Below are 22888 nucleotides of genomic sequence, written 5' to 3' on the forward strand. Positions count from 1 at the left end.
GCTCACCGCGAGGAGACCGTGCACCCGGGCTGAGGTGCGCCGCTCGCGGGGAAGGCGTTGGCCAGTGCCCGGGCGATGCCGAGCGACCGGGCGCGGTAGCCCGGTGTCGTGTAGTGGATGTCGTCGGTGCGGGTGTACCAGTCCGGTCGCACCTCGCTGGCCCAGTCGTAGACCCGCAGCTCGGGATAGCGCCCGCACGCCCCCAGCAGCGCGGAGTCCCAGGCGGCCATCTTCGGCTCGGCGTTCGGGCCGGTGCTCACGAGCGTGCGGGTGTCGACCCAGAGCACTTTCTGTTCGCCGATCCTGCGCATCACCATGTCGATCCGGCCGGCCGCGTCGGGCGTGCCTCCGACGGACATGTTCGCCGCGTCGTTGTTTCCCAGCGCGATGATCCAGCAACCCCGATACCCCTGCGCAACATAGCGGTTCACCACGTCCGCGCCGCTGGCCTGGCCCTTGTAGTGCTCCACGATCGCCCGCGCACCTGAGATCTCCGGGATGAACGCGCGGACGCCCACCGCCCGCAACCGCGCGTCCTCGCGGTCGGAGGGCTCGGGCAGGTAGTCGACCGAGACGACCCCCTCCGAGGTCGAGTCACTGATGTAGAGCACCGAGCTGCAGCTGGTCCTGAGCGGACCCGGATGGGTGGCCGGCGGCGTACTGGATCCCGGCGCGTGAGGCTGTCTGGAGGTGGGGGAGGAGACGGGCGGGGAGACCGGCGGGAAGGCCGTCGGTCCGAATGCCGTCACCGGGTCGGGGCGGCCGGCGTGCAACGCCGCCGGCAGGATGAGCGCGATCACGGCCACCGCCAGAAAGGTCACGACCCCGAGGACAGTGCGTCGACCACCGGCGCTCCTCACGAGCGCACCATGTCCCGCTCGACCGCGGTCAGTGCCGGCGCCGGGCGGGTCGCCGCGCGCGTGGCGAACGCGCCTCGGAAGCCCAGTCGGCGGATCGGATCCTCCACCAGCGTCCACGAGAGGGCTGCGAGGGCGACCGTGACCGCGACGTTCGCGAGCGACAATGCCCACCCGTGCCGGTCCGTGAGCCCCTGGGAGAAGACGATCACCGGGGTCTGCCACAGGTAGATGCCGTACGACCGCTCGCCCACCCAGCGCATCGGCGCACTCCCGAGGACGGCGCCGAGCATTCCGCCGTCCTGCACCGCGGCCATCAGCACGACGACTGTGGCGAGGGAGAGCAGCAGGAGTCCCCACGGGTAGAGGAAGGCGCTGAACTGATCGGTGTGCCAGACCAGTACACCGATCGCTGACAGTGCCCCGACTGCACTCACGTCGAGCGCGACCCGTCGGCTTCGTCGCCGGTCGCCGCGCCGGAGCGAGGGCAGCCAGAGCATCGCGGCCAGCGCGCCCACGAGCAATGCCCCGGCGCGGGTGTCGGTGCCCTCGTAGGCACGGGTCGCGCCCTCGACGCCCGGTGCGAACAACGTCCAGGAGAGCGCGAACGACCCTGCCGCGAGGAGGGCGGTGACGGCCGCGACCACCCGCACCCGTCCACGACATACGAAGAGCAGCAGGCCGAGCACCGGTGGCCACACCAAATAGAACTGCTCCTCGACACTGAGGGACCACAGGTGTTCGAGCGGATTGACCGCCTGAGTGTTCGCCGCGACGTACGCCTGGCCGATCGTGTTCCAGTTGGCGACGTAGAACACCGCGGCCAGCGCGTCTCGTACGCGGGTTGCGAAGGCCGCCGGGTCGAGGATCGCCGTACATGCGAGCACCACGACGAGCAGCACCACGAGCGCGGGCAGCAGCCGGCGTGCACGACGGATCCAGAACGTGCGCAACCGCAGGCTGCCCAGCCGCTCGAGCGAGCCGAGCAGGATCGAGGTGATGAGGAATCCGCTGAGCGTGAAGAAGATCCCGACGCCGAGGATCCCTCCACGAGCCCAGGGAAGCCCCAGGTGGGCGCAGATCACGAGGGCGACGGCGACGGTGCGGACACCGTCGAGCCCTGGTAGATAGGTCGCGTTGCGGTCAAGCGGTCGTGGCACGGTTCAAACCCCCGAGTCGGTTCCGGTAGCTGCACCCCCGAGGTGCAGCTGCCCCTCGTACGACGCCGCTCCGGAGGACCTCGTTGGGTCACGTTTCACCGACCCGGACCCGACGGCGCAGCTCAGCGCGGCCAGCGAACGGCGCCGTCCTTCGACGACCACACCTGCAGGTCGAGCTCAAGGCGGGTCGTGACGGTGCGGCCTTCTGGTGCCAACGCAAGGGTCCGACAGAAACGTGTGTACAACCATGACAATATCGCCGCTACGTCAGGGGGATGTGGATAACTTTTCCTCGAATCACCAGCAGGGCCAGGGACATTCGCCTGATTTACCCTTGTGCAATGTGTCGAACAGGCGTATGATGCACAGTAGATGGCAAGGGGTGCCGTCACCAGCGCAGGAGGGGCCATGGCGCAGTCGACGACCGACATTCATGGTCCGGCTGCGCCGGGCTCTGGTAGCCGGTTGTTGAGTCTGCTGAGGGAGTTCGCGTCGTCCTTGGACCATTGGCCTGATGCGCTCTACCAGCTGAGCGAGCCTGATCTGGGCGAGGTTGTCGGGACGATGCTGCAGGTCGCGTCTCGCACGGAGAACGTCGCTGCGCTGGCCACCGCGGACGCCCTGACTCGAGGGACGGTCGCGAATTCCGCCGCGACGGGTGCGCCGGCGTGGGTGGCCCGACAGGCGGCCGGGGTAGACCCAAGCGTCCTACGCCGCGTGGGCTCGGTGGGTGTCGAGTGCGCCGACCTCCGCAACCAGGTCGTCGCCGATGCCCTGGCTGACGGGTCGGCGAGTGTGCCGGTCGCGGCTGCCGCCTTGCGGGAGGTGCCGCGGATACTTCCTCAGCTGCCGACCGCGGACCGGGATGACCTTCTCGGGCGGTACCTGTCGTTGTCCGATCATGGGTGGCGGACGTTGCGGGAGTTGACCACCCGCATCTTGGGTCAGTACGCGCCGCTGCGGTTGGTGCGGGACGAGGGGCGTCAGCAGGAGTGCGAGTCGGTGGTCTGGGCCGACCTACCGTCCGGGCTGACCCGGTTCGTCGCCGAACTCTCGAGCGGGCATGCCGCGGTGGTCAAACATGCCCTGCGCGCCCTGTCCGCACCCGCGCCGGTGGAAGCCGGCGACCACGGGGCTCAGCGGGATACTCGCACCCCTGCCAAGCGGCGAGCGGACGCGCTGGTGCGACTCGTCGAGACCTCCGCCGGCGTGCTCGACGGCACCGTGCCACGGCCGGTCGGGGAGTTCGGGGGCACAGCGAAGATCCTGGTCACGATGGACTACAACACCCTGTACGAGGGGCTCCGGGACGCGGGCCGACTCCGCCAACACGGCTCGGGCGAAGACGGATTCGCCCCGACGTACCTACCGGGCATCGGACGCACCACCGACGGCGATCACCTCGACGCCGGCACTCTGCGCCGACTCGCGTGCGACGCCGACCTCTTCCCGCAGTCCTCGGCACCGACTCCGAACCACTGGACGTCGGCCGCGCCAAACGCCTCTTCACCGGCGGCCTACGCACCGCGATCATTCACCGGGATCAGCACTGCACCTTCCCCGGATGTGACCGACCACCGGACTGGTGCGATGCGAACCTCACCCCACGAAGTTCTCCGCTGCGCTCCGATACTTCGCGGGGACCCCGAGACCACCATGTGCGGCCCTCGTGGGCCGGCGGCGAGACAACACTGACCAACGCAGCCTTACTGTGCGCCCGGCACCACACCATCGTGCACCGCGACTTGCTCACTGCCACCATCACCACCGGCGTCACCTGGGACCTCACCCCCGGACTGATGCCCACCCGACCCGGCCAGAGACCTGCCGCATGAGCCTGACGGCGTTTACCGCCATTGACGGCGTTCGAACACCGTCAACGAACGAGAACACCGTCAGTGTCGCCTGCGCGCTCATACCCGGGTCGGCCGCGAACCGGCGGCGTGAGCACATGCACGAGCACCCACCACGTCGGCGCCCGGGACCTCGTTCGATCATGTCCCGGTGACCGCTAGGGTGAGCTGGCACACAGTAAGCAAGCGCTTAGTCAGCCGCCGGGGTCATCACAACGCCGTCGGCCCGAATGCGGGGAGCACCCATGCCCGAAGCTGTCATCGTCGCCACCGCCAGGTCGCCCATCGGCCGGGCGCGCAAGGGATCCCTGGTCGATATGCGCCCGGACGACCTCACCGTCCAGATGATCCAGGCGGCCCTCGACAAAGTCCCCGAGCTAGACCGTGGCGACATCGAGGACCTGATGCTCGGCTGCGGGCAGCCCGCCGGTGAGTCCGGATTCAACATGGCCCGCGTCGTGGCCACCCAACTCGGCCTGGACCACGTCGGCGGCACCACGGTGCAGCGCTACTGCTCCTCGAGCCTGCAGACGTCCCGGATGGCGATGCACGCGATCAAGGCGGGGGAGGGTGAGGTCTTCATCTCCGCCGGCGTGGAGACGGTGAGCCGCTACGACCGCGGCTCGGCGGACGGCTACCCCGACACCAGGAACCCCCAGTTCGACGACGCCCGCCGACGCACCGAGGTCGCCGCCGCCGGACAGATGCCTCCGTGGCACGACCCGCGCGAGGACGGCGAGCTGCCCGACATCTACATCCAGATGGGCCAGACCGCCGAGAACGTCGCGTCGTACAAGAACGTGACCCGCGGGGACCAGGACGAGTTCGGCGTACGCAGCCAGAACCTCGCCGAGGCGGCGCAGACGAACGGCTTCTGGGCGCAGGACATCACCCCCGTGACGCTGCCCGACGGCAGCACCGTGGAGAAGGACGACGGTCCGCGCGCGGGCGTCACCCTGGAGAAGGTCTCGCAGCTGCAGCCCGTCTTCCGCCCCGACGGCACCGTGACCGCCGGCAACTGCTGTCCGTTGAACGACGGCGCTGCCGCAGTGATCATCATGAGTGACACCAAGGCCAAGCAGCTGGGGCTGACCCCGCTGGCCCGGATCGTCTCCACCGGCCTGACCGCGCTGTCGCCCGAGATCATGGGCCTCGGCCCGGTCGAGGCGTCCCGCAGGGCGCTCGCCCACGCCGGCATGAGCATCAGTGACATCGACCTGGTCGAGATCAACGAGGCGTTCGCGGCGCAGGTCATCCCGTCCGCCCGCGACCTCGACATCCCGTGGGACAAGCTCAACGTCAACGGCGGCGCCATCGCCGTGGGTCACCCGTTCGGGATGACCGGTGCGCGCATCACCAGCACCCTGATCAACTCCCTGCGCTTCCATGACAAGCAGTTCGGTCTGGAGACCATGTGCGTCGGCGGTGGCCAGGGCATGGCCATGGTGCTCGAGCGTCTCAGCTGACCTCGTCCCGCTCGACCCGATAGAAGCCCCACATACATTGCACGACAAGGAGATACGAGTGAGCAGACTGTCCGGTAAGACCGCCCTGGTGACGGGTGCGAGCCGAGGTATCGGCCTCGGCATCGCCCGTCAGATCGTCGCCGAGGGTGGCCGCGTGGTCATCACGGCGCGCAAGCAGGAGGCCCTGGACGAGGCCGCCGCCGAGCTCGGCGGCCCCAACGTGGTCGTCGCGGTCGCCGGCAAGGCGGACGACGCGGCGCATCAGCAGGAGGCGATCGACACCGCCATCAACACCTTCGGTTCCCTCGACCTGCTGGTCAATAACGCCGGCATCAATCCGTCGTTCGGCCCGTTGGTCGAGGTCGACCTCGCAGCCGCCCGCAAGACCACCGAGGTGAACGCGATCGCGGTGCTCTCCTGGGTGCAGCTCGCCTACCGCTCCTGGATGCGCGAGCACGGCGGCTCGATCGTCAACGTCGCGTCGGTGGCCGGTGTGCGCCCGGCGCCGGGCATCTCGTTGTACGGCGCCACCAAGGCCATGCTCATCTCCCTCACCGAGAGCCTCGCGGTGGAGCTGGGCCCGACCATCCGGGTCAACGCCGTCGCACCGGCCGTGGTGAAGACCCAGTTCGCGCAGGCGCTCTACGCCGAGGGTGAGGAGAAGGCCTCGGCCGACTACCCCCTGAAGCGACTCGGCGAGCCCGAGGACATCGCCACCGCCGTCACCTACTTCCTGTCCGCCGACAGCTCGTGGGTGACCGGCCAGACCCTCGTCCTGGACGGTGGCATCACCCTGCGCGGGGGAGTCTGAGATGTCGGCTCCGGCAGCCGGTGCACGGACCGTCGTCGTCACCGGCGCGGCTCGCGGCATCGGAGCGGCCATCGCCACCCGGATGGCCGCCGACGGTGCACGAGTAGTGGTCAGCGACCGCGACGGTGACGAGCTGCACGAGCTCGCGGCACGGATCGGCGCCCACCCGGTGGTCGCCGACATCGCCTCGGACGGCGGCGTGCAGCAACTCGTCGATGCCGCGCTGGAGACCCTGGGCCGCATCGACGTCTTCTTCGCGAACGCCGGAATCGCCCTGGGCACAGGCCTGTCCGGCACCGACGACGGTCACTGGGCGACGATCCTGGACATCAACGTGCTGGCGCACGTGCGCGCGGCGCGGGCTCTCGAGTCGGTCTGGGAGAAGCAGGGGGGTGGCCGCTTCGTGGTCACCGCATCTGCGGCGGGGCTGCTCACAATCCTGGACGATCCGTCGTACGCCGTGACCAAGCACGCCGCGGTCGCGTTCGCGGAATGGTTGAGCGTCACCTACCGCCACCGCGGCGTGGTGGTGCAGGCGATCTGCCCGCAGGGCGTGCAGACGCGGATGCTCGAGGCGTCCGGCGAGCTGGAGGAGCTGCTCAGCCATGACCAGGCGCTGCCGCCCGAGCGGGTGGCGGACGCCGTCGCGACGGCGCTCGCGACCGAGGACTTTTACATCCTTCCCCACCCCGAGGTGGCCGGGTACGCGGCGCTGCGTAGCGCCGAGCCGGACCGCTGGCTGGCGGGCATGAACAAACTGCAACGCAAACTCGAGGACGCGCGGGCGACGCGCGATGGAGGCTGAGACGACGTGGCGACGATGAGAGCACTGCGGATCGAGGAGCTGGGCCAGCCGAACAAGGTGCTCGAGGTGGTCGATGTCCCGGTGCCCGAGCCCGGCGCCGGTCAGATCGCCGTGCGGGTGCTGGGTGCTGCACTCAACTTCCCGGACGTGCTGATGTGCCGGGGGGAGTACCAGGTACGCCCGCCACTGCCCTTCACTCCGGGCGTCGAGGTGTGCGGCGAGGTCACCGCACTCGGCGAGGGCGTGGTCCATCTCGCCGTCGGGGCGCGGGTCCTGGGCTCGCCGGCTCTGCCGTCGGGCGGCTTCGCGCAGTTCGCACTGATGGAGGCCACCGACGCGCACCCCGCGCCCGCAGCCCTGGACGACGCGCAGGCGGCGTCGTTCTGGATCGGCTATCAGACCAGCTGGTTCGCCCTGCACCGTCGCGCCGCCCTGCAGCCGGGCGAGACGCTGCTGGTGCACGCCGCGGCCGGTGGGGTGGGAAGCTCAGCCGTGCAGCTCGGCAAGGCGGCCGGCGCCCGGGTGATCGGTGTGGTCGGCGGCGCCGAGAAGGCCGTGTTCGCGCGCGAACTCGGCGCGGACATCGTGGTCGACCGGCACACCGAGGACTTCGTCCAGGTGGTCAAGGACGCGACCGGCGGGCGCGGCGCCGACGTGATCTACGACCCGGTCGGCGGCGACACCTACGACCGCTCCACCAAGTGCATCGCCTTCGAGGGACGCATCGTGGTCATCGGTTTCGCGGGAGGCCGCATCCAGTCGGCCGCGCTCAACCACGCCCTGATCAAGAACTACTCGATCCTCGGGCTGCACTGGGGTCTCTACAAGTCCAAGATTCCGGGGCTGATGGGGGAGTGCCACGAGGTGCTCTCCCAGATGGCGCAGGACGGCGTCGCCGTCCCGCTGGTGAGCGAGCGGGTCGGTCTGGAACAGGTGCCGGACGCCCTGCAGCGACTAGGCGACGGCTCCACCGTCGGTCGCGTGGTGATGGTGCCGTGAACCAACCCCACGAAGACCCCTCCAGCACTGCATCAGCGAAGGCCGTCCTCTTCGACTACGGCGGCGTCGTCACGACCCCGATCCGCGACAGCATCGCCTCCTGGACGACCGCCGCCGACGTCGACCCGCAGTCCTTCTCACGGGTGCTCAAGCGGTGGCTCGGCCGGGACGCGTCGGCCGACAGCCCGATCCACCGCCTCGAGCGCGGTGAACTGTCCGCGTCCGAGTTCAACACCCTCCTCACTCGCGAACTGCGTTCTCCCAGTGGTGACCCCGTGCCGCCGGGCGACTACCTGCGGGGCATGTTCAAGGCCAGCAAGGTCGACGAAGGCACGGTGGCGCTCGTTCGCGACCTGCGCGCGGCCGGCGTCCGCACCGGGCTGTTGTCGAACAGCTGGGGTTTCTCCTACGACCGCACGCTGCTGGACGAATTGTTCGATCCGGTCGTGATCTCCGGCGAGGTCGGCATGCGCAAGCCGGAGAAGCGCATCTTCGATCTGGCCGTCGAACGACTCGGCCTGGCGCCCGGCGACGTCGTCTTCGTCGACGACGCCGAGCCCAACCTCGTCGGTGCGCGCGCTGCCGGTCTGCGCACCGTTCTGCACAAGGACGCAGCCACCACTCGTGCGGCGTTCGACGAGTTGTTGCAGCACGCCCCGACATCCGCATCCCGCTGAAGCACCCCGAAGACAAGGAGCATCACATGCGCACGTTCGATGGACTGGACGACCTCGAGACCGCCATCGGGGACGAGCTGGGAGTGAGCGACTGGCACACCGTGACCCAGGAGCAGGTCGACACCTTCGCCGAGGCGACCGGGGATCACCAGTGGATCCACGTCGATGTCGAGCGGGCGAGGACGGGGCCGTTCGGTGGGACCATCGCGCACGGTTACCTGACGCTGTCGCTGCTGCCCACGCTCGTCTCCGAGATCTACACGGTGCAGGGACTGTCGATGGGGATCAACTACGGCTCCAACAAGGTCCGCTTCCCCACGCCGGTGCCTGTCGGCTCCCGTGTGCGGGCCCGAGCGGTCCTGAAGGAGCTCAACCGCGGACCGAACGGCGCCCAGAGCGTCGCCACCGTGACCGTCGAGCTCGAGGGCAACGAGAAGCCCGCCTGCGTCGCCGAGACCGTCTCGCTGCTGGTTCCGTGACCGACAGCCCGCGGGGTCTCGACCTGGAGGCGCTGTCCGCGTACCTGCAGCGGGAGGCACCGGGCCTGTTGAAGGCCGAGCTCACCGGACGGATCCTCGCCGGCGGCAAGTCCAACCTCACCTACGAGGTGGGTGACGGCGCCACCAGCGTCGTCGTACGCCGCCCGCCGCTGGGTCACGTGCTGTCCACCGCCCACGACATGGTCCGTGAACACACGGTCATCACGGCACTGGCGCCCACCGACGTCCCGGTGCCCACGACGTACGCGGTGTGCCCGGACGACAGTGTCATCGGCGCGCCGTTCTACGTGATGGAACTCGTGGCGGGCACCCCGTACCGACACGCGGCGCAGATCGCGCCGCTCGGCCCCGAACGCACCCGTGACATCGTCCACCGGCTCGTCGACACCCTCGTGGCGTTGCACGCTGTCGACCCGGAAGAGGTCGGCCTGGGCGAGTTCGGTCGCCCGCACGGGTTCCTGGAGCGGCAGGTACGTCGCTGGCGACGTCAGATGGACGCGTCGGCCAGTCGGGAGCTCCCGCGTGCCGAGGAGCTGTCCGACGCCCTCGCCGCCGGCGTGCCCGGAGACGGAGACGTGTCGGTGCTGCACGGCGACTACCGGCTGGACAATCTGCTGGTGGGGGAGTCCGACCAGGTCACCGCGGTGCTCGACTGGGAGATGGCGACCCTGGGAGACCCACTCTCCGACGTCGCGCTCTTCGTGGTCTACCAACGGCTCTCGCAGGTCACATCCGGCGCCGGCGTCTCCGACGTCGCCGCCGCACCCGGCTATCCGGACACCGACGCGATGCTGGCCCGCTACACGCAGGCGAGCGGGCGCGACGTGTCGCACATCGGCTGGCACCTGGGCCTCGCCTACTACAAGCTGGCGACCATCCTGGAGGGCATCCACTACCGCTACATCCAGGGCCAGACCGTCGGCTCCGGTTTCGACAACGTGGGGACCGCAGTCGGTCCCCTCCTGGACGCCGGGCTCGCAGCCCTGCGGGAAGGCTGACATGGACTTCGAGTACGACGAGCGCACCACCGCGCTCATGGAACAGCTGCGATCGTTCGTCGACGAGCGCGTCATCCCCTCGGTGAGCACCTTCCACGAGGAACTGGACGCCTCCGACGACCGGTGGGCGTGGTCGCGCACCCCGGTGCTGCAGACGCTGCGGCAGGAGGCTCGCGACGCGGGCCTCTGGAACCTCTTCCTGCCGGGTGAGGGCGGCGCAGGGCTCACCAACCTGCAGTACGCGCCGCTCGCGGAGATCACCGGCCGCGCGATGGAGCTGGCGCCCTCCACCGTCAACTGCTCGGCCCCGGACACCGGAAACATGGAGGTGCTGGAGCAGTTCGGCACGCCCGAGCAGAAGGAGCAGTGGCTGAAACCGTTGCTGGAGGGGCGCATCCGCTCCTCCTTCGCGATGACGGAGCCGGCCGTCGCGTCCTCGGACGCGACCAACATCGAGACCCGCATCGAGCGTGACGGCGACGAGTACGTCATCACCGGTCGCAAATGGTGGATCACCGGCGCGGTGAACCCGGACGCCGCGATACTCATCGTGATGGGCAAGACCGACCCGAGCGCCGAGCGGCACCGCCAGCAGAGTCAGATCCTGGTACCCCGCGACACCCCGGGTGTGCAGATCGTGCGCGGCATGCACGTCTACGGGTACGACGACCACGACCACGGCGGGCACGCGGAGATCGTCTTCGATCAGGTCCGGGTGCCGGCGAGCAACCTCATCAGCGGGGAGGGCGAGGGTTTCGCGATCGCCCAGGCCCGCCTCGGCCCCGGCCGGATCCACCACTGCATGCGATCCATCGGCGTCGCCGAACGCGCGATCGAGCTCATGTGCGAGCGGGTCAGCGATCGGGTGGCCTTCGGCCGTCCGCTGTCGGAGCAGGGCGTCGTCCGCGACTGGATCGCCGAGTCGCGCGTGCGCGTCGAGCAGCTGCGACTGCTGGTGCTCAAGACCGCCTGGCTCATGGACACCGTCGGCAACCGCGGTGCGCACGGCGAGATCCAGGCCATCAAGATCGCCACGCCGAGCACGGTGGAGTGGATCCTCGACAAGGCGATCCAGGCGCACGGCGCCGGTGGCCTCAGCCAGGACTTCCCGCTCGCCCGCGCGGCGGCCGGCATCCGGACCCTGCGGTTCGCCGACGGTCCGGACGAGGTGCACAAAAACTCGCTGGCCAAGCGCGAACTGCGTCGGCACACCTCGGGCCGCTGAGATGGATCTGTCGCTGAACGAGGATCAGCGCGACCTGCGCGACCTGGTGCGGGAGTTCCTGGAGAAGGAGGTCGTGCCGCACCGGGCGCAGTGGGATCGCGACGAGAGCGTCGACACCTCGATCGTGCCCCGGCTCGGTGAGCTCGGCGTCTTCGGCTTCGGCATCCCCGAGGAGTACGGCGGCGTCCAGGCCGACTTCTTCACCTACGTGCTGGTGATGGAGGAGCTCGGTCGGGCGGACTCGGCGATCCGCGGCATCGTGTCGGTCAGCAACGGCTTGGTGGCCAAGACGATCGCGGCGCACGGCACCACCGAGCAGAAGCAGCAGTGGCTCCCGGGGCTCGCCACCGGCCGGCAGCTCGGCTGCTTCGGACTGACCGAGCCCGGCAACGGGTCGGACGCGGGCAACCTCACGACGAAGGCGCGGCGCGACGGCAGCGACTACGTCCTGCAGGGCGAGAAGATCTTCATCACCAACGGCACCTGGGCCGACGTGGCCCTCGTCTTCGCGCGGACCAGTGACGAGGGACCGCACGGTGTCACAGCGTTCGTGGTGCCCACCGACGCACCCGGCCTGACGCGTACCGAGATCAAGGGCAAGCTCGGCCTGCGCGGCCAGGCCACGGCATCGCTCGCCTTCGACGACGTACGCGTGCCGGAGTCGGCCGTCCTGGGTGAGCCGGGCACCGGCTTCAAGATCGCCATGACCGCGCTCGACAAGGGCCGGGTCGGTGTGGCCGCGGGCTGCGTCGGGATCGTGCAGGCATGCCTCGAAGCTGTCGTCGAATACACCGGCGAACGCACCCAGTTCGGCAAGCCCATTGCCGGCTACCAGCTGGTGCAGGAGATGATCGCCGACATCTCCCTGGACGCCGACGCCGCCCGACTGATGGTCTGGCGCGCCGCCGACCTCATCGACCGGGGCGAGCCGTTCCGGGTGGCGGCGTCGAAGGCCAAGCTGTTCGCGAGCGAGGCGGCGGTGCGCTCCTCGAACCTCGCCATCCAGGCGTTCGGCGGCTACGGCTATGTCGATGAGTACCCGGTGCAGAAGCTCATGCGCGACGCGCGGGTGATGACGCTCTACGAAGGCACCAGCCAGATCCAGAAACTCCTGATCGGCAGGGCCGAGACGGGCATCAACGCGTTCTAGCGAGGCGGTGCCCGTCACGGGACCCCCCCCGCACACCAGTCGTCAGATCGAGGATGGGAAGTCATGCCTACGCTGTCGCTCGCCAGCATCCTGTCGGACTCGGCCAAACGCCGTCCGAGCAAAACCGCCGTCGTCCAGGGTGAGCGTCGGGTCAGCTACGCCGACCTGTGGGACGCCTCCCTGCGGGTGGCCGGTGCGCTCACGGAACGACAGGTCAGGCCCGGTGTCCGGGTCGCGGTGCTGCTCCCGAACGTCGTGGAGTTCATCACGGCGTACTACGGCGTCATCGCCGCCGGCGGCACCGTGGTGATGATCTCCCCGCTGCTGACTCCCGATGAGGGCAGCGACATGGTGCGCCGCTCGGCCGCCGACATCGTGCTCTACCACGAGTCGTTCGGGGACCTGGCGCGCAGCATCGCGCAGGGGAGCAACGCGCAGGCGCTGCAGGTGAGCGACCTGATGGACCACCCCCGGCCGCTGCCGACGTACGTGACGCGCGCCCCGAACGACATCGCCGTGATCATCTTCACCAGCGGCACCACCGGCCGCCCGAAGGGCGTGATGCTCTCCCACCTCAACCTGCTGCTGTCGATGCACAACATGGCCTACGACTCCGACACCCCGGCGAATTCGACCGACGTGGTGATGGGCTGTCTGCCGCTGTTCCACATCTTCGGCCAGCAGGCGGTGATGAACACCCCGCTGCGGATCGGCGGCACGATCGTCCTGCTGCCCCGCTTCGACGCGGCCACCTGCCTGCGACTGCTCAACGACGAGCACGTGACGATCTTCTCCGGCGTCCCCACGATGTTCGTGCAGCTGCTGCAGGCCGCGAAGGAACCGGGCGCACCGGGCATCCCGCAGATGAAGCGGGTGGCCTCCGGAGGCGCGGCCCTCCCGGTGTCGGTGCTGGAGCAGGTGGAGAGCACCTTCGGCGCCCAGATCACCGAGGGGTACGGACTGTCCGAGACCTCGCCCGGTGTCAGCTCCAACCAGCAGGTGTACGGCGTGCGGCCGGGCACGGTGGGGCACCCGGTGTGGGGCGTGGAGGCCGAGATCGCCGACAGCGACATCGAGGATCGCGTCGAGCTGCTCGCCACCGGTGAGCGCGGCGAGGTCGTCGTGCGGGGGCACTGCGTCTTCGAGGGCTACCTCGACGACCCGGAGGCCACCGCCGCCGCCATTCAGGACGGCTGGTTCCGCACCGGCGACATCGGCGTGAAGGATGAGGACGGCTTCCTGTCGATCGTGGACCGTAAGAAGGATCTGATCATCCGCGGCGGCTACAACGTCTATCCGCGCGAGGTCGAGGAGGTGCTCGTCCGGCACCCCGGCGTGCAGATGGCCGCGGTGGTCGGCGTCCCCGACGACGAGCACGGCGAGGAGATCGTGGCGTTCGTGACCCTGACACCGGGCGCCGAGGTCACGGCGGAGGACGTACGCGCGTACGGCAAGGAGCACCTGGCGCGCTACAAGTACCCGCGGCATGTGCAGGTCCGCGACGCGTTGCCGATGGGACCGTCGATGAAGATCCTGCGCCGCGAGCTGCGCGACGAGGCCGCAAGACAGCAGGGATAATCGCCTGGTGAGCAGGAGACAGCAGGCGAAACAGCTGAGTTCGTCACTGCTCGTGCGATGGCGCCGCACCCTTCCCGGGCACACGCTGAGCCGCTCGCAGGCCCTGGACCTCGGCCACTACACCCTGGCGCTGTCGGCGCAGCAGCTCTTCTGCGTGGTGCCGCTGCTCGTCGCGACCTCGTCGGTGCTGCACCGGATGCACGAGGGTTCGGCGGCCGGGCTCATCAGCGACGCGCTCGGGCTGAACGCAGGCGGCAGACATGATCTGCACGTGCTGTTGCAGCCCGCGGCGACACCGGGGTGGGGCGAGTTGGTGGTCGGTCTGCTGCTCGCGGTGGCGTTCACGTTCGGTGTCGCCGGCACCACGCAACGCATCCTGGAGATCGCGTGGGACCGCCCGCGCGCTCCCTGGCAGCGGTGGTGGTGGATGCGCCTCGTGTGGGTCGCGTCCCTGGTGCCGTTCCTCGCGAGCGCCATCTGGCTGAGCGGGCGCACCCGCAACTGGCCGATCGGTGGCGTGCTGGAGATAGCGGTCGAGTCGGTCACGGTCGGGTTGTCGATGGGTGGGTACTACTGGTGGACCCAGTGGTGCCTGCTGCTGCGACGGGTGCCGTGGGTCAAGCTGCTGCCCGGTTCGCTGCTGATCGCTCTCGGCGCCACCGTCGTGTCCGTGGGTTCGGAGATCTGGCTGCCCGGTCAGGTGACCGAGCAGGTCGATGACTACGGCCTGGTCGGCACCACCTTCGTGCTCTCGGTCTGGGTGCTGTTCGTCAGCGGGGTCGTGGTCGCGGGGATCCTGTTCAACGCGGTGCTCGACGAACGGCGTGCCGCGCGCGTGCGGGAGGGCTCGGTGCGGCTGGCCGACTGGCGGACCCGCAGCGACGTCTGAGCACCCTTAGACGGTCTCCTGCGGCGGGTCCGCGGCAACGAGCAGCGTCCGCTGCAACCGCGCGACGTCGTGCCATCGCCCGTGCTTCCACCCGACCGCCCGGAACACCCCGACGGGCTCGAAGCCCATCGCCTCGTGCAGACGCAGGCTGGCCGGGTTGGGCAGGGTGACCCCGGCGACGGCCTGGCGGAAGCCCCGCTCGACGAGACGGTCCAGCAGGGCGGCGTAGAGCGTGCGGCCCACTCCGCGACCGCGCACATCCGGGGCCAGGTAGACGCTCGGCTCGCAGGTCCACCGGTACGCCGGCCGCGTGGCGTACGGGTGGGCGTAGGCGTACCCCAGCAGCACCCCCTGCTCGTCCTGCGCCACCAGCCACGCATGCCGGCGCTGAGCGTCCTCGATGCGCTGTGCCATCTGCAGTGGCGACGGCGCGGTGACCTCGAAGGAGATGGCCGTATCGCGCACGTACGGCGCGTACACCTGCGCGCACGCCCCAGCGTCGTCGGCGTCGGCATCACGCACGTGCACGATCATGCTCCGACGCTATGGCACGTCCGACCACACACCGGCGCCGCCTCATCGGACCCAGGAATCAACGAAGACGGGCGTGGCGTAGTTCCCCGAGATGCCTGCGTATCCCTCCTGGGGGGTGGCACGATGCGAAAGACCTCGCAGGGAAGACGGGACGCGCAATGAGACTTCGACGGTCCGTGCCCCAGAACGGCGCCGACTCCCACTACGACACGGTCGTCGTGGGCGCGGGCTCGGCGGGCTGTGTGCTCGCGGACAGGCTGAGCGAGGATCCGGCCCATCGGGTGCTCGTCCTGGAGAGCGGTGGGATGGACTGGAAGTTCGACATTCTCGTCCACATGCCCAACGCGCCGATCCCGCTCGGGCGCGACTCCTACGCCTGGCGTTACCTGTCCGAGCCGGAGCCAGGCCTGGACAACCGCCGGTTGATGCACACCCGGGGCAAGATCGTAGGCGGCTCCAGCTCCATCAACGCGATGATCTTCCTGCGGGGCAACCCCATGGACTACGACCACTGGGGCACCCTGCCCGGTCTGCAGAACTGGGACTGGGCGCACTGTCTCCCGTACTTCATGCGCATGGAGAACGCCACCGCGACGGGATCCGACGACCCGCGACGCGGGCTGGCCGGGCGCACCCTGCTCCAGCGAGGTGATCCACACAGCACGCTCAACGCCGCGTTCCTCCGTGCAGCCGCGGAGGCGGGCCACGAACTGATCGACGACGTCAACGGTTACCGCCAGGAGGGGTTCGGCCCGCTGGACCGCAACACCTTCGGCGGCACCCGGTGGTCGGCCGCTGACGCGTATCTGCGGCCCGCGCTGCGCCGCCCCAACCTGCACCTGATCACCCGTGCGTTCGTCACGCGCGTCCTCTTCGAGGGCACCCGGGCGGTCGGCGTGGAGTACCGCGAGAACGATCGGACCCATACGGTGCGCGCCGACGAGGTCATCCTGTCCGGCGGGGTCTTCAACTCTCCGCAGGTGCTTCAGCTGTCCGGGGTCGGCAACGCCGACGAGCTCGGCGCACTCGGGATCCCGATCGTGGCGCACCTGCCCGGCGTCGGTGAGAATCTGCAGGACCACCTCGAGGCCTGGGTCCAGTTCCATTGCGAGGCACCGGTGTCCGAACAACCCCACCACCGCCACCGGGCCCGGCATGCTCCCAAGATGGTGTCCCACTGGCTCTACAACCGGGGCGGCCCGGGCGGCTCCAACCACCACGAGGTGGGCGGCTTCAGCCGATCGCGCACCGACACGCCGTACCCCGACCTCATGTGCCACCTGCTGCCGTCGCTGCGGGAGGTCGATGGAATTCCGCAGGGCGGCCACGGCTTCGAGATGCACGTGGGCCCGATGCTGTCCAAGGCCACCGGTCACGTCAAGACGGTGTCGCGCAACCCGGCGACCCGGCCCTCGATCGCCTTCAACTACCTGAGCGCCCCCGAGGACGAGCGGGAGTGGCTTGCCGCCATGCGGGTCGCACGGGAGATCGGCGCGTCTCCGGCCCTGAAGGCACTCGGCGCCTACGAGCTGGCGCCGGGGGAGTTCCTCACCTCGGACCGCGACGTGCTCGCCTGGGTACGCCGCAACGTGGGGTCGGCGCTGCACCCGTCCTGCAGCTGCCCGATGGGCTCGGACGAGATGTCGGTCGTCGACCCCGACACGCTGCGCGTGCACGGCCTGGACGGCCTGCGCGTCGTGGACGCCTCGATCATGCCGACCATCCCCAACTGCAACATCTACGCACCGGTGATGATGATCGCCGAACGGGCGGCCGACATCGTCTCCGGCGCCGAACTGCTCCCGGCGTCCGGGCTGAACTACTACCAGGCCGAGGTGGTGCCTGAAGTGGTGGTCGACACCGTGCAGGACCCGGTCCGCTGACAGGGCGCCAAGTCGACCCCGCCCGCCCGGTCAGTCCTCTTCGTCGTCGCGGCGGCGCAGGTAGCGCTCGAACTCCCGGGCGATCGCATCACCGCTCGCCTCGGGCAGTTCCGTCGTGTCCTGCGCCTCCTCGAGGGAGTGCACGTACTCGGCCACCTCGTCGTCGGACGCCGCGAGCTCGTCGACGCCGTGCTCCCACGCCCGCGCCTGGTCGGGAAGGTCGGCGTGCCCGATCAGGGTGTCGAGCAGCTCCTCCAGCCGGGTGAGGAGCGCGAGCGTCGCCTTGGGGGAGGGACTGCCGCCGGCGTAGTGCGGCACGGCGGCCCAGCACGACAGGTTCGGCACCCGCGCCGTACGGGCCGCGTCGCTCAGCACGCCCACGATCCCGGACGGGCCCTCGTACTTGCTGGCCTCCACGTCGTAGCGAAGCTGCGACTGCTCGTCGTCGGAGGTGACGGTGACCGGGATGGGCCGGGTGTGCGGCACGTCCGCGAGCAGCCCTCCGAGGGTGATGATCATCGACACGTCGACCTCGGCGGCCAGGCTCATCAGCTCGCGGGTGTAGCCGAGCCATCGCATCGAGGGCTCGATGCCCTGCACGAGCAGGACGTCGCGCTCCAGCGGCGTGTTGCGCGCCAGGAAGACCTTGGTGGTCGGCCAGGTGATCTTGCGATCGCCTCCCTCGCCGGAGACCTGCGGGCGGTTGACCTGGAAGTCGTAATAGAGCTCGGGGTCCATCGCGCACAGCGGTTCGGCGTCCCACATCGCGATCAGGTGGGCGAGGGTCGAGCTGGCCGTCTCACCTGCGTCGTTCCAGCCCTCGAACGCGGCGATCATGATCGGGTCGCGCAGCAGTGGCACGTCCTCGAACTCGATCAAGGTGTCCTCCTCCGGGCCGGCGGAGCGCCAGAGGGAATACCCAGCGCTGCGTGCAGCCTATTGAGTACGCCGCCCGTGGCGAACGACCGACATCCACCGCGACGCAGGTGCCTCATAGAATCGGGCGCATCACTCGATGAAGGGACACCACCTGTGAGCAGCCGCTCCGAGGGCTCCCGCCCCACACCCACCCTCCAACCGGACCGCACCGCAGAGCTGCAGGAGCTGCTCGCCGCGCGGATCATGATGCTGGACGGCGCGATGGGCACGATGATCCAGAGGCAGCGCCTGGGGGAGGCGGACTACCGCGGGGAGCGGTTCGCCGACTGGGACAGCGACCTCAAGGGCAACAACGACCTGCTGTCGCTGACCCAGCCCGACCTGATCAGGTCCATCCACACCGAGTACCTCGACGGCGGAGCGGATCTGGTCGAGACAAACACCTTCAACGCGCAGCGCATCTCCCTCGCGGACTACGGCATGCAGGACCTCGCGTACGAGTTCAACCTCGCCTCCGCGCGCCTGGCCCGCGAGGCGTGCGACGCGGTCACGGCACGCGACCCGCAGCGACCGCGTTTCGTCGTCGGAGCGCTCGGCCCCACCAACCGGACCGCGTCGATCTCACCGGACGTCAACGACCCGAGCAAGCGCAACGTGCTCTTCGACGAGCTCGTGGGCGCCTACCTCGAGCAGGCCGACGGGCTGGTCGACGGCGGTGCCGACCTCCTGATCGTCGAGACCATCTTCGACACCCTCAACTCCAAGGCCGCGATCTTCGCGCTCGAGACGCTCTTCGAACAGCGGGGCCGCCGCTGGCCAGTCATCATCTCCGGCACCATCACCGACGCGTCCGGCCGCACGCTGACCGGGCAGGTCACCGAGGCGTTCTGGAACAGCGTCCGGCATGCCCGGCCGCTCGCCATCGGCCTCAACTGCGCCCTCGGCGCGGCCGAGATGCGCCAGTACATCGCCGAGCTGTCCTCCATCGTGGACTGCTTCGTCTCCTGCTATCCGAACGCCGGCCTGCCGAACGCGTTCGGGGAGTACGACGAGGAGCCCGACCCGATGGGCGAGATCGTCTCGTCGTTCGCCGCGGACGGCCTGGTCAACATCCTCGGTGGCTGCTGCGGCACCACGCCCGAGCACATCGCCGCCATCGCGCAGCGGGCAGCAGGTCACGCGCCGCGCAAGCCCCCCACCATCGCGCCCGCGCTGCGGCTGTCCGGCCTCGAACCGCTCACCGTGCGGCCCGACTCTCTCTTCGTCAACGTCGGTGAGCGCACCAACATCACCGGCTCCGCCCGCTTCCGCAAGCTCATCAAGGAGGGCGACTACACCACCGCCCTCAACGTGGCGCGCCAGCAGGTGGAGGCCGGCGCGCAGGTCATCGACATCAACATGGACGAGGGGATGATCGACGGCATCGAGGCGATGGACCACTTCTGCAAGTTGATCGCCTCCGAGCCGGACATCTGCCGCGTGCCGGTGATGGTCGACTCCTCCAAGTGGGACGTGATCGAGGCCGGGCTGCGCTGCATCCAGGGCAAGTCGATCGTCAACTCGATCTCCATGAAGGAGGGCGTGCAGCCCTTCATCGAGCACGCCCGGATGTGCCGTAAGTACGGCGCCGCCGTGGTCGTGATGGCGTTCGACGAGGAGGGGCAGGCCGACACCCTGGAGCGCCGCAAGGAGATCTGCGGGACGGCGTACCGGATCCTCACCGAGGAGGTGGGCTTCCCGGCCGAGGACATCATCTTCGACCCGAACATCTTCGCGCTGGCCACGGGCATCGAGGAGCACGCCAACTACGGCGTGGACTTCATCGAGGCCACCCGCTGGATCAAGGAGAACCTGCCACACGCGCTGGTCTCCGGTGGCGTGTCGAACGTGTCGTTCTCCTTCCGGGGCAACAACCCGGTGCGTGAGGCCATCCACGCGGTCTTCCTCTTCCACGCCATCAAGGCCGGCATGGACATGGGCATCGTCAACGCAGGCGCGCTCGTTGTCTACGACCAGATCGACACCGAGCTGCGCGACCGCATCGAGGACGTCGTGCTCAACCGCCGCGAGGACGCCGCCGAGCGGCTCCTCGAGGTCGCCGAACGGCACAACGCCAGTGGACCCGCGTCCCCCGCCGAGCAGCAGGAGTGGCGTTCGCTGCCGCTGCGCGAGCGCATCACGCACGCCCTGGTGAAGGGCATCGACGAGCACGTGGTCGAGGACACCGAGGCGCTGCGACTGGAGCTGGTCGACAGCGGGGGACGGCCGTTGGACGTCATCGAGGGCCCGCTGATGGACGGCATGGACGTCGTGGGCGACCTCTTCGGCTCGGGCAAGATGTTCCTGCCGCAGGTCGTGAAGTCCGCGCGGGTGATGAAGAAGGCCGTGGCCCACCTCATCCCCTACATCGAGGCGGAGCGCAAGCCCGGCGACGTGAGCCGGGCCAAGGGCAAGATCGTGATGGCCACCGTCAAGGGCGACGTGCACGACATCGGCAAGAACATCGTCGGCGTGGTGCTGCAGTGCAACAACTACGAGGTCGTCGACCTCGGGGTGATGGTGCCTGGCCAGAAGATCCTGGACGCCGCGAAGGCCGAGGACGCCGACATCATCGGACTGTCCGGCCTGATCACCCCGTCCCTGGACGAGATGGTGAGCTTCGCCGAGGAGATGGAGCGCCTCGGCATGACCATCCCGCTGCTGCTCGGCGGAGCGACGACCTCGCGCGCCCACACGGCCGTCAAGGTGACCCCGAAGTACTCCGGCCCGGTCGTCTGGGTCAAGGACGCCTCCCGTTCCGTCGGCACCGCGGCCGCCCTGCTGTCCGACGAACGGCGCGACTCCTTCCTCGCCGGGGTCGAGAAGGACTACGACTCGATCCGGGCGCGGCACGCCGCCAAGAGCACCGACCGGAAGCTGGTGGGTTACGACAAGGCTCAGCAGCGGCGTACGCCGATCGACTGGACGGGCTACCACCCGCCGCGGCCGCGTCTCCTGGCGGCTCAGGAGAAGGACTTCCACGAGGGTGAGAGCACCCACGAGGGCACCCAGTGGACCAAGGTCTTCCGGGACTACCCGCTGGACGTGCTGCGCGAGTACATCGACTGGCAGCCGTTCTTCAACGCCTGGGAGATGAAGGGGCGCTTCCCCGACATCCTCAACAACCCCGCGTCCGGCGACACCGCGCGCAAGCTGTGGGACGACGCCCAGACGATGCTCGACACGATCATCGAGGAGGGCTGGCTGCGCGCGAACGGCGTCGCCGGATTCTTCCCGGCCGCGGCCCGCGGTGACGACATCGTGGTCTACGCCGACGAGGAACGCACAGAGGAGCGCACCGTCCTGCACCAACTGCGTCAGCAGGGCGACCACCGCGAGGGGGTGCCCAACCGGTCGCTGGCCGACTACGTGGCCCCCATGGACAGCGGGCTGCGCGACTACGTGGGCGGGTTCGCCGTCACCGCGGGGCTGGGGTCGCAGGAGCGCGCCCAGAAGTTCAAGGACGACCTCGACGACTACAGCGCCATCCTGCTGGAGTCCCTGGCCGACCGGCTGGCCGAGGCGTTCGCCGAGCGCCTGCACGCCGTCGTACGCCACGACCTGTGGGGCTACGCCGGCGACGAACACCTCACCAACACCGAGATGATCCAGGAGAAGTACGTCGGGATCCGGCCCGCGCCGGGCTACCCGGCCTGCCCCGACCACACCGAGAAGGCGACGATCTGGGAGCTGCTCGACGTCGAGCGCACCACCGGCATCGAGCTGACCGAGTCGATGGCCATGTGGCCGGGCGCCGCGGTCAGCGGCCTGTACTTCTCCCACCCGGACAGCCAGTACTTCGTGGTCGGGCGGCTCGGGCGCGACCAGGTCGAGGACTACGCCGGCCGCAAGGGCTGGCCGCTGCGCACCGCCGAGAAGTGGCTCTCGCCCAACCTCGGCTACGAACCGGAGGACTGAGTGACTCTGCCCGATGCCGTCCTGTGGGACATGGACGGCACGATCGTCGACACCGAGCCCTACTGGATCAGTGCCGAACACGACCTCGTCGAGTCGTACGGCGGCACGTGGACCGAGGAGCTCGCCCACGAGTGCGTGGGCAACCAGTTATTGGTCTCAGCGGAGATCATCCGCGCGAACTCGCCGGTCACCATGTCGGCGCCGGCCGTCGTGGACGTGCTGCTCTCGGGGGTGGTCGCTCAGATGCGGGAGCACGTGCCGTGGCGGCCCGGTGCCCGAGAGCTGCTCGTCGCGCTGAGCGAGCAGGGGGTGCCCAACGCGCTGGTGACGATGTCCTACCTGTCGTTCGCCCAGGTGCTGGTGGACGCGCTGCCCGACGGCACTTTCGCGGCGGTCATCACCGGTGACGCGGTCAGCGAGGGCAAGCCCTCGCCGGAGCCCTATCTGGCCGCGTGCCGGGCGCTGCGTCTGCCGCCGTCGCGCTGCGTGGCGATCGAGGACTCGCTGCCGGGGGTGACCTCGGCGGTCGCCGCCGGAGTGCCGACCATCGCGGTGCCGCACGTGGTGACCCTGCCCGCCACCCTCGGTGCCGTGCAGCTGCAGACCCTCGCCGGCGTGCACCCGGCGGATCTGCTGGGGATCTTCGACCCCGTCCACTGACGGACGG

At 69.3% G+C, this 22888-nt stretch carries 19 protein-coding genes; 15 read left to right on the forward strand and 4 right to left on the reverse strand.

Annotated features, from left to right (window positions below):
• Positions 1-2 precede the first annotated feature (2 nt).
• Both JOB34_RS06075 and JOB34_RS06080 read right to left on the reverse strand, forming a co-directional pair.
• Positions 3-821 carry an SGNH/GDSL hydrolase family protein gene (locus tag JOB34_RS06075; protein ID WP_208051857.1) on the reverse strand — a complete coding sequence of 273 codons (819 nt, stop codon included), beginning with the start codon at positions 819-821 and terminating at the stop codon, positions 3-5.
• A gap of 35 nt (positions 822-856) precedes the next feature.
• The gene (locus JOB34_RS06080) at positions 857-2017 is read right to left on the reverse strand and encodes an acyltransferase (RefSeq protein ID WP_208051858.1); all 1161 of its coding nucleotides are present in this window, start codon (positions 2015-2017) and stop codon (positions 857-859) included.
• A gap of 408 nt (positions 2018-2425) precedes the next feature.
• Between JOB34_RS06080 and JOB34_RS06085 the strand changes: the two genes are divergently transcribed.
• The 12 genes from JOB34_RS06085 (at position 2426) to JOB34_RS06140 (ending at position 14968) form a co-directional block, all read left to right on the forward strand.
• The gene (locus JOB34_RS06085; protein WP_208051859.1) at positions 2426-3712 is read left to right on the forward strand and encodes a DUF222 domain-containing protein; all 1287 of its coding nucleotides are present in this window, start codon (positions 2426-2428) and stop codon (positions 3710-3712) included.
• Positions 3713-4115: 403 nt separating this feature from the next.
• Complete coding sequence (locus JOB34_RS06090) at positions 4116-5336, forward strand: acetyl-CoA C-acetyltransferase (RefSeq protein ID WP_208051860.1); 1221 nt, start codon at positions 4116-4118, stop codon at positions 5334-5336.
• A gap of 58 nt (positions 5337-5394) precedes the next feature.
• On the forward strand, positions 5395-6147 hold the full coding sequence (locus tag JOB34_RS06095; protein WP_347813749.1) for an SDR family oxidoreductase: 753 nt from the start codon (positions 5395-5397) through the stop codon (positions 6145-6147).
• Between the two features lies 1 nt (position 6148).
• Complete coding sequence (locus JOB34_RS06100; RefSeq protein ID WP_208051862.1) at positions 6149-6952, forward strand: SDR family oxidoreductase; 804 nt, start codon at positions 6149-6151, stop codon at positions 6950-6952.
• A gap of 15 nt (positions 6953-6967) precedes the next feature.
• A complete protein-coding gene (locus tag JOB34_RS06105; RefSeq protein WP_208052389.1) occupies positions 6968-7951 on the forward strand; it encodes an NADPH:quinone oxidoreductase family protein in 984 nt (327 codons plus the stop codon).
• Positions 7948-8628, forward strand: a complete 681-nt coding sequence (locus JOB34_RS18065; RefSeq protein WP_208051863.1) for an HAD family phosphatase — start codon at positions 7948-7950, stop codon at positions 8626-8628. The genes JOB34_RS06105 and JOB34_RS18065 overlap by 4 nt, the downstream gene beginning before the upstream one ends.
• Before the next feature lie 26 nt (positions 8629-8654).
• A complete protein-coding gene (locus JOB34_RS06115; protein ID WP_208051864.1) occupies positions 8655-9107 on the forward strand; it encodes a MaoC family dehydratase in 453 nt (150 codons plus the stop codon).
• Positions 9104-10126 (forward strand): phosphotransferase family protein, encoded by a 1023-nt coding sequence (locus JOB34_RS06120; protein WP_208051865.1) that lies wholly within the window; start codon positions 9104-9106, stop codon positions 10124-10126. Before JOB34_RS06115 ends, JOB34_RS06120 begins: the two co-directional genes overlap by 4 nt.
• Position 10127: 1 nt before the next feature.
• A complete protein-coding gene (locus JOB34_RS06125; protein WP_208051866.1) occupies positions 10128-11351 on the forward strand; it encodes an acyl-CoA dehydrogenase family protein in 1224 nt (407 codons plus the stop codon).
• A gap of 1 nt (position 11352) precedes the next feature.
• Positions 11353-12501 (forward strand): acyl-CoA dehydrogenase family protein, encoded by a 1149-nt coding sequence (locus JOB34_RS06130; protein ID WP_208051867.1) that lies wholly within the window; start codon positions 11353-11355, stop codon positions 12499-12501.
• Positions 12502-12564: 63 nt separating this feature from the next.
• Positions 12565-14079, forward strand: coding sequence for a long-chain fatty acid--CoA ligase (locus JOB34_RS06135; protein ID WP_208051868.1), 1515 nt, complete (start codon positions 12565-12567; stop codon positions 14077-14079).
• 7 nt (positions 14080-14086) lie between these two features.
• Complete coding sequence (locus JOB34_RS06140; RefSeq protein WP_208051869.1) at positions 14087-14968, forward strand: YihY/virulence factor BrkB family protein; 882 nt, start codon at positions 14087-14089, stop codon at positions 14966-14968.
• A gap of 6 nt (positions 14969-14974) precedes the next feature.
• Here the strand turns inward: JOB34_RS06140 and JOB34_RS06145 are convergent, their stop codons facing one another.
• Positions 14975-15502, reverse strand: coding sequence for a GNAT family N-acetyltransferase (locus JOB34_RS06145; protein ID WP_208051870.1), 528 nt, complete (start codon positions 15500-15502; stop codon positions 14975-14977).
• 158 nt (positions 15503-15660) lie between these two features.
• Here JOB34_RS06145 and JOB34_RS06150 point away from each other — a divergent pair, with 158 nt between their 5' ends.
• The gene (locus JOB34_RS06150) at positions 15661-17385 is read left to right on the forward strand and encodes a choline dehydrogenase (protein WP_208051871.1); all 1725 of its coding nucleotides are present in this window, start codon (positions 15661-15663) and stop codon (positions 17383-17385) included.
• Positions 17386-17415: 30 nt separating this feature from the next.
• Here JOB34_RS06150 and JOB34_RS06155 read toward each other — a convergent pair whose 3' ends face one another.
• Positions 17416-18264 (reverse strand): PAC2 family protein, encoded by an 849-nt coding sequence (locus JOB34_RS06155; RefSeq protein WP_208051872.1) that lies wholly within the window; start codon positions 18262-18264, stop codon positions 17416-17418.
• 243 nt (positions 18265-18507) lie between these two features.
• Here JOB34_RS06155 and metH point away from each other — a divergent pair, with 243 nt between their 5' ends.
• Together metH and JOB34_RS06165 are read left to right on the forward strand one after the other, a co-directional pair.
• The gene (metH, locus tag JOB34_RS06160; RefSeq protein ID WP_208052390.1) at positions 18508-22221 is read left to right on the forward strand and encodes a methionine synthase; all 3714 of its coding nucleotides are present in this window, start codon (positions 18508-18510) and stop codon (positions 22219-22221) included.
• Complete coding sequence (locus JOB34_RS06165; protein WP_208051873.1) at positions 22222-22881, forward strand: HAD family phosphatase; 660 nt, start codon at positions 22222-22224, stop codon at positions 22879-22881.
• Positions 22882-22888 lie beyond the last annotated feature (7 nt).

This window comes from Allobranchiibius sp. GilTou38 (assembly GCF_017565325.1).
GTDB classification, from domain to species: Bacteria; Actinomycetota; Actinomycetes; order Actinomycetales; family Dermatophilaceae; genus Allobranchiibius; species Allobranchiibius huperziae.

Bases quoted from the DNA above. Each gene is read 5' to 3' on its own strand.
- JOB34_RS06085 (WP_208051859.1), top strand. From the start codon at position 2,426: ATGGCGCAGTCGACGACCGACATTCATGGTCCGGCTGCGCCGGGCTCT.
- JOB34_RS06090 (WP_208051860.1), top strand. From the start codon at position 4,116: ATGCCCGAAGCTGTCATCGTCGCCACCGCCAGGTCGCCCATCGGCCGG.
- JOB34_RS06100 (WP_208051862.1), top strand. From the start codon at position 6,149: ATGTCGGCTCCGGCAGCCGGTGCACGGACCGTCGTCGTCACCGGCGCG.
- JOB34_RS06105 (WP_208052389.1), top strand. From the start codon at position 6,968: ATGAGAGCACTGCGGATCGAGGAGCTGGGCCAGCCGAACAAGGTGCTC.
- JOB34_RS06115 (WP_208051864.1), top strand. From the start codon at position 8,655: ATGCGCACGTTCGATGGACTGGACGACCTCGAGACCGCCATCGGGGAC.
- JOB34_RS06125 (WP_208051866.1), top strand. From the start codon at position 10,128: ATGGACTTCGAGTACGACGAGCGCACCACCGCGCTCATGGAACAGCTG.
- JOB34_RS06130 (WP_208051867.1), top strand. From the start codon at position 11,353: ATGGATCTGTCGCTGAACGAGGATCAGCGCGACCTGCGCGACCTGGTG.
- JOB34_RS06135 (WP_208051868.1), top strand. From the start codon at position 12,565: ATGCCTACGCTGTCGCTCGCCAGCATCCTGTCGGACTCGGCCAAACGC.
- JOB34_RS06145 (WP_208051870.1), bottom strand. From the start codon at position 15,502: ATGATCGTGCACGTGCGTGATGCCGACGCCGACGACGCTGGGGCGTGC.
- JOB34_RS06150 (WP_208051871.1), top strand. From the start codon at position 15,661: ATGAGACTTCGACGGTCCGTGCCCCAGAACGGCGCCGACTCCCACTAC.
- metH (WP_208052390.1), top strand. From the start codon at position 18,508: ATGATGCTGGACGGCGCGATGGGCACGATGATCCAGAGGCAGCGCCTG.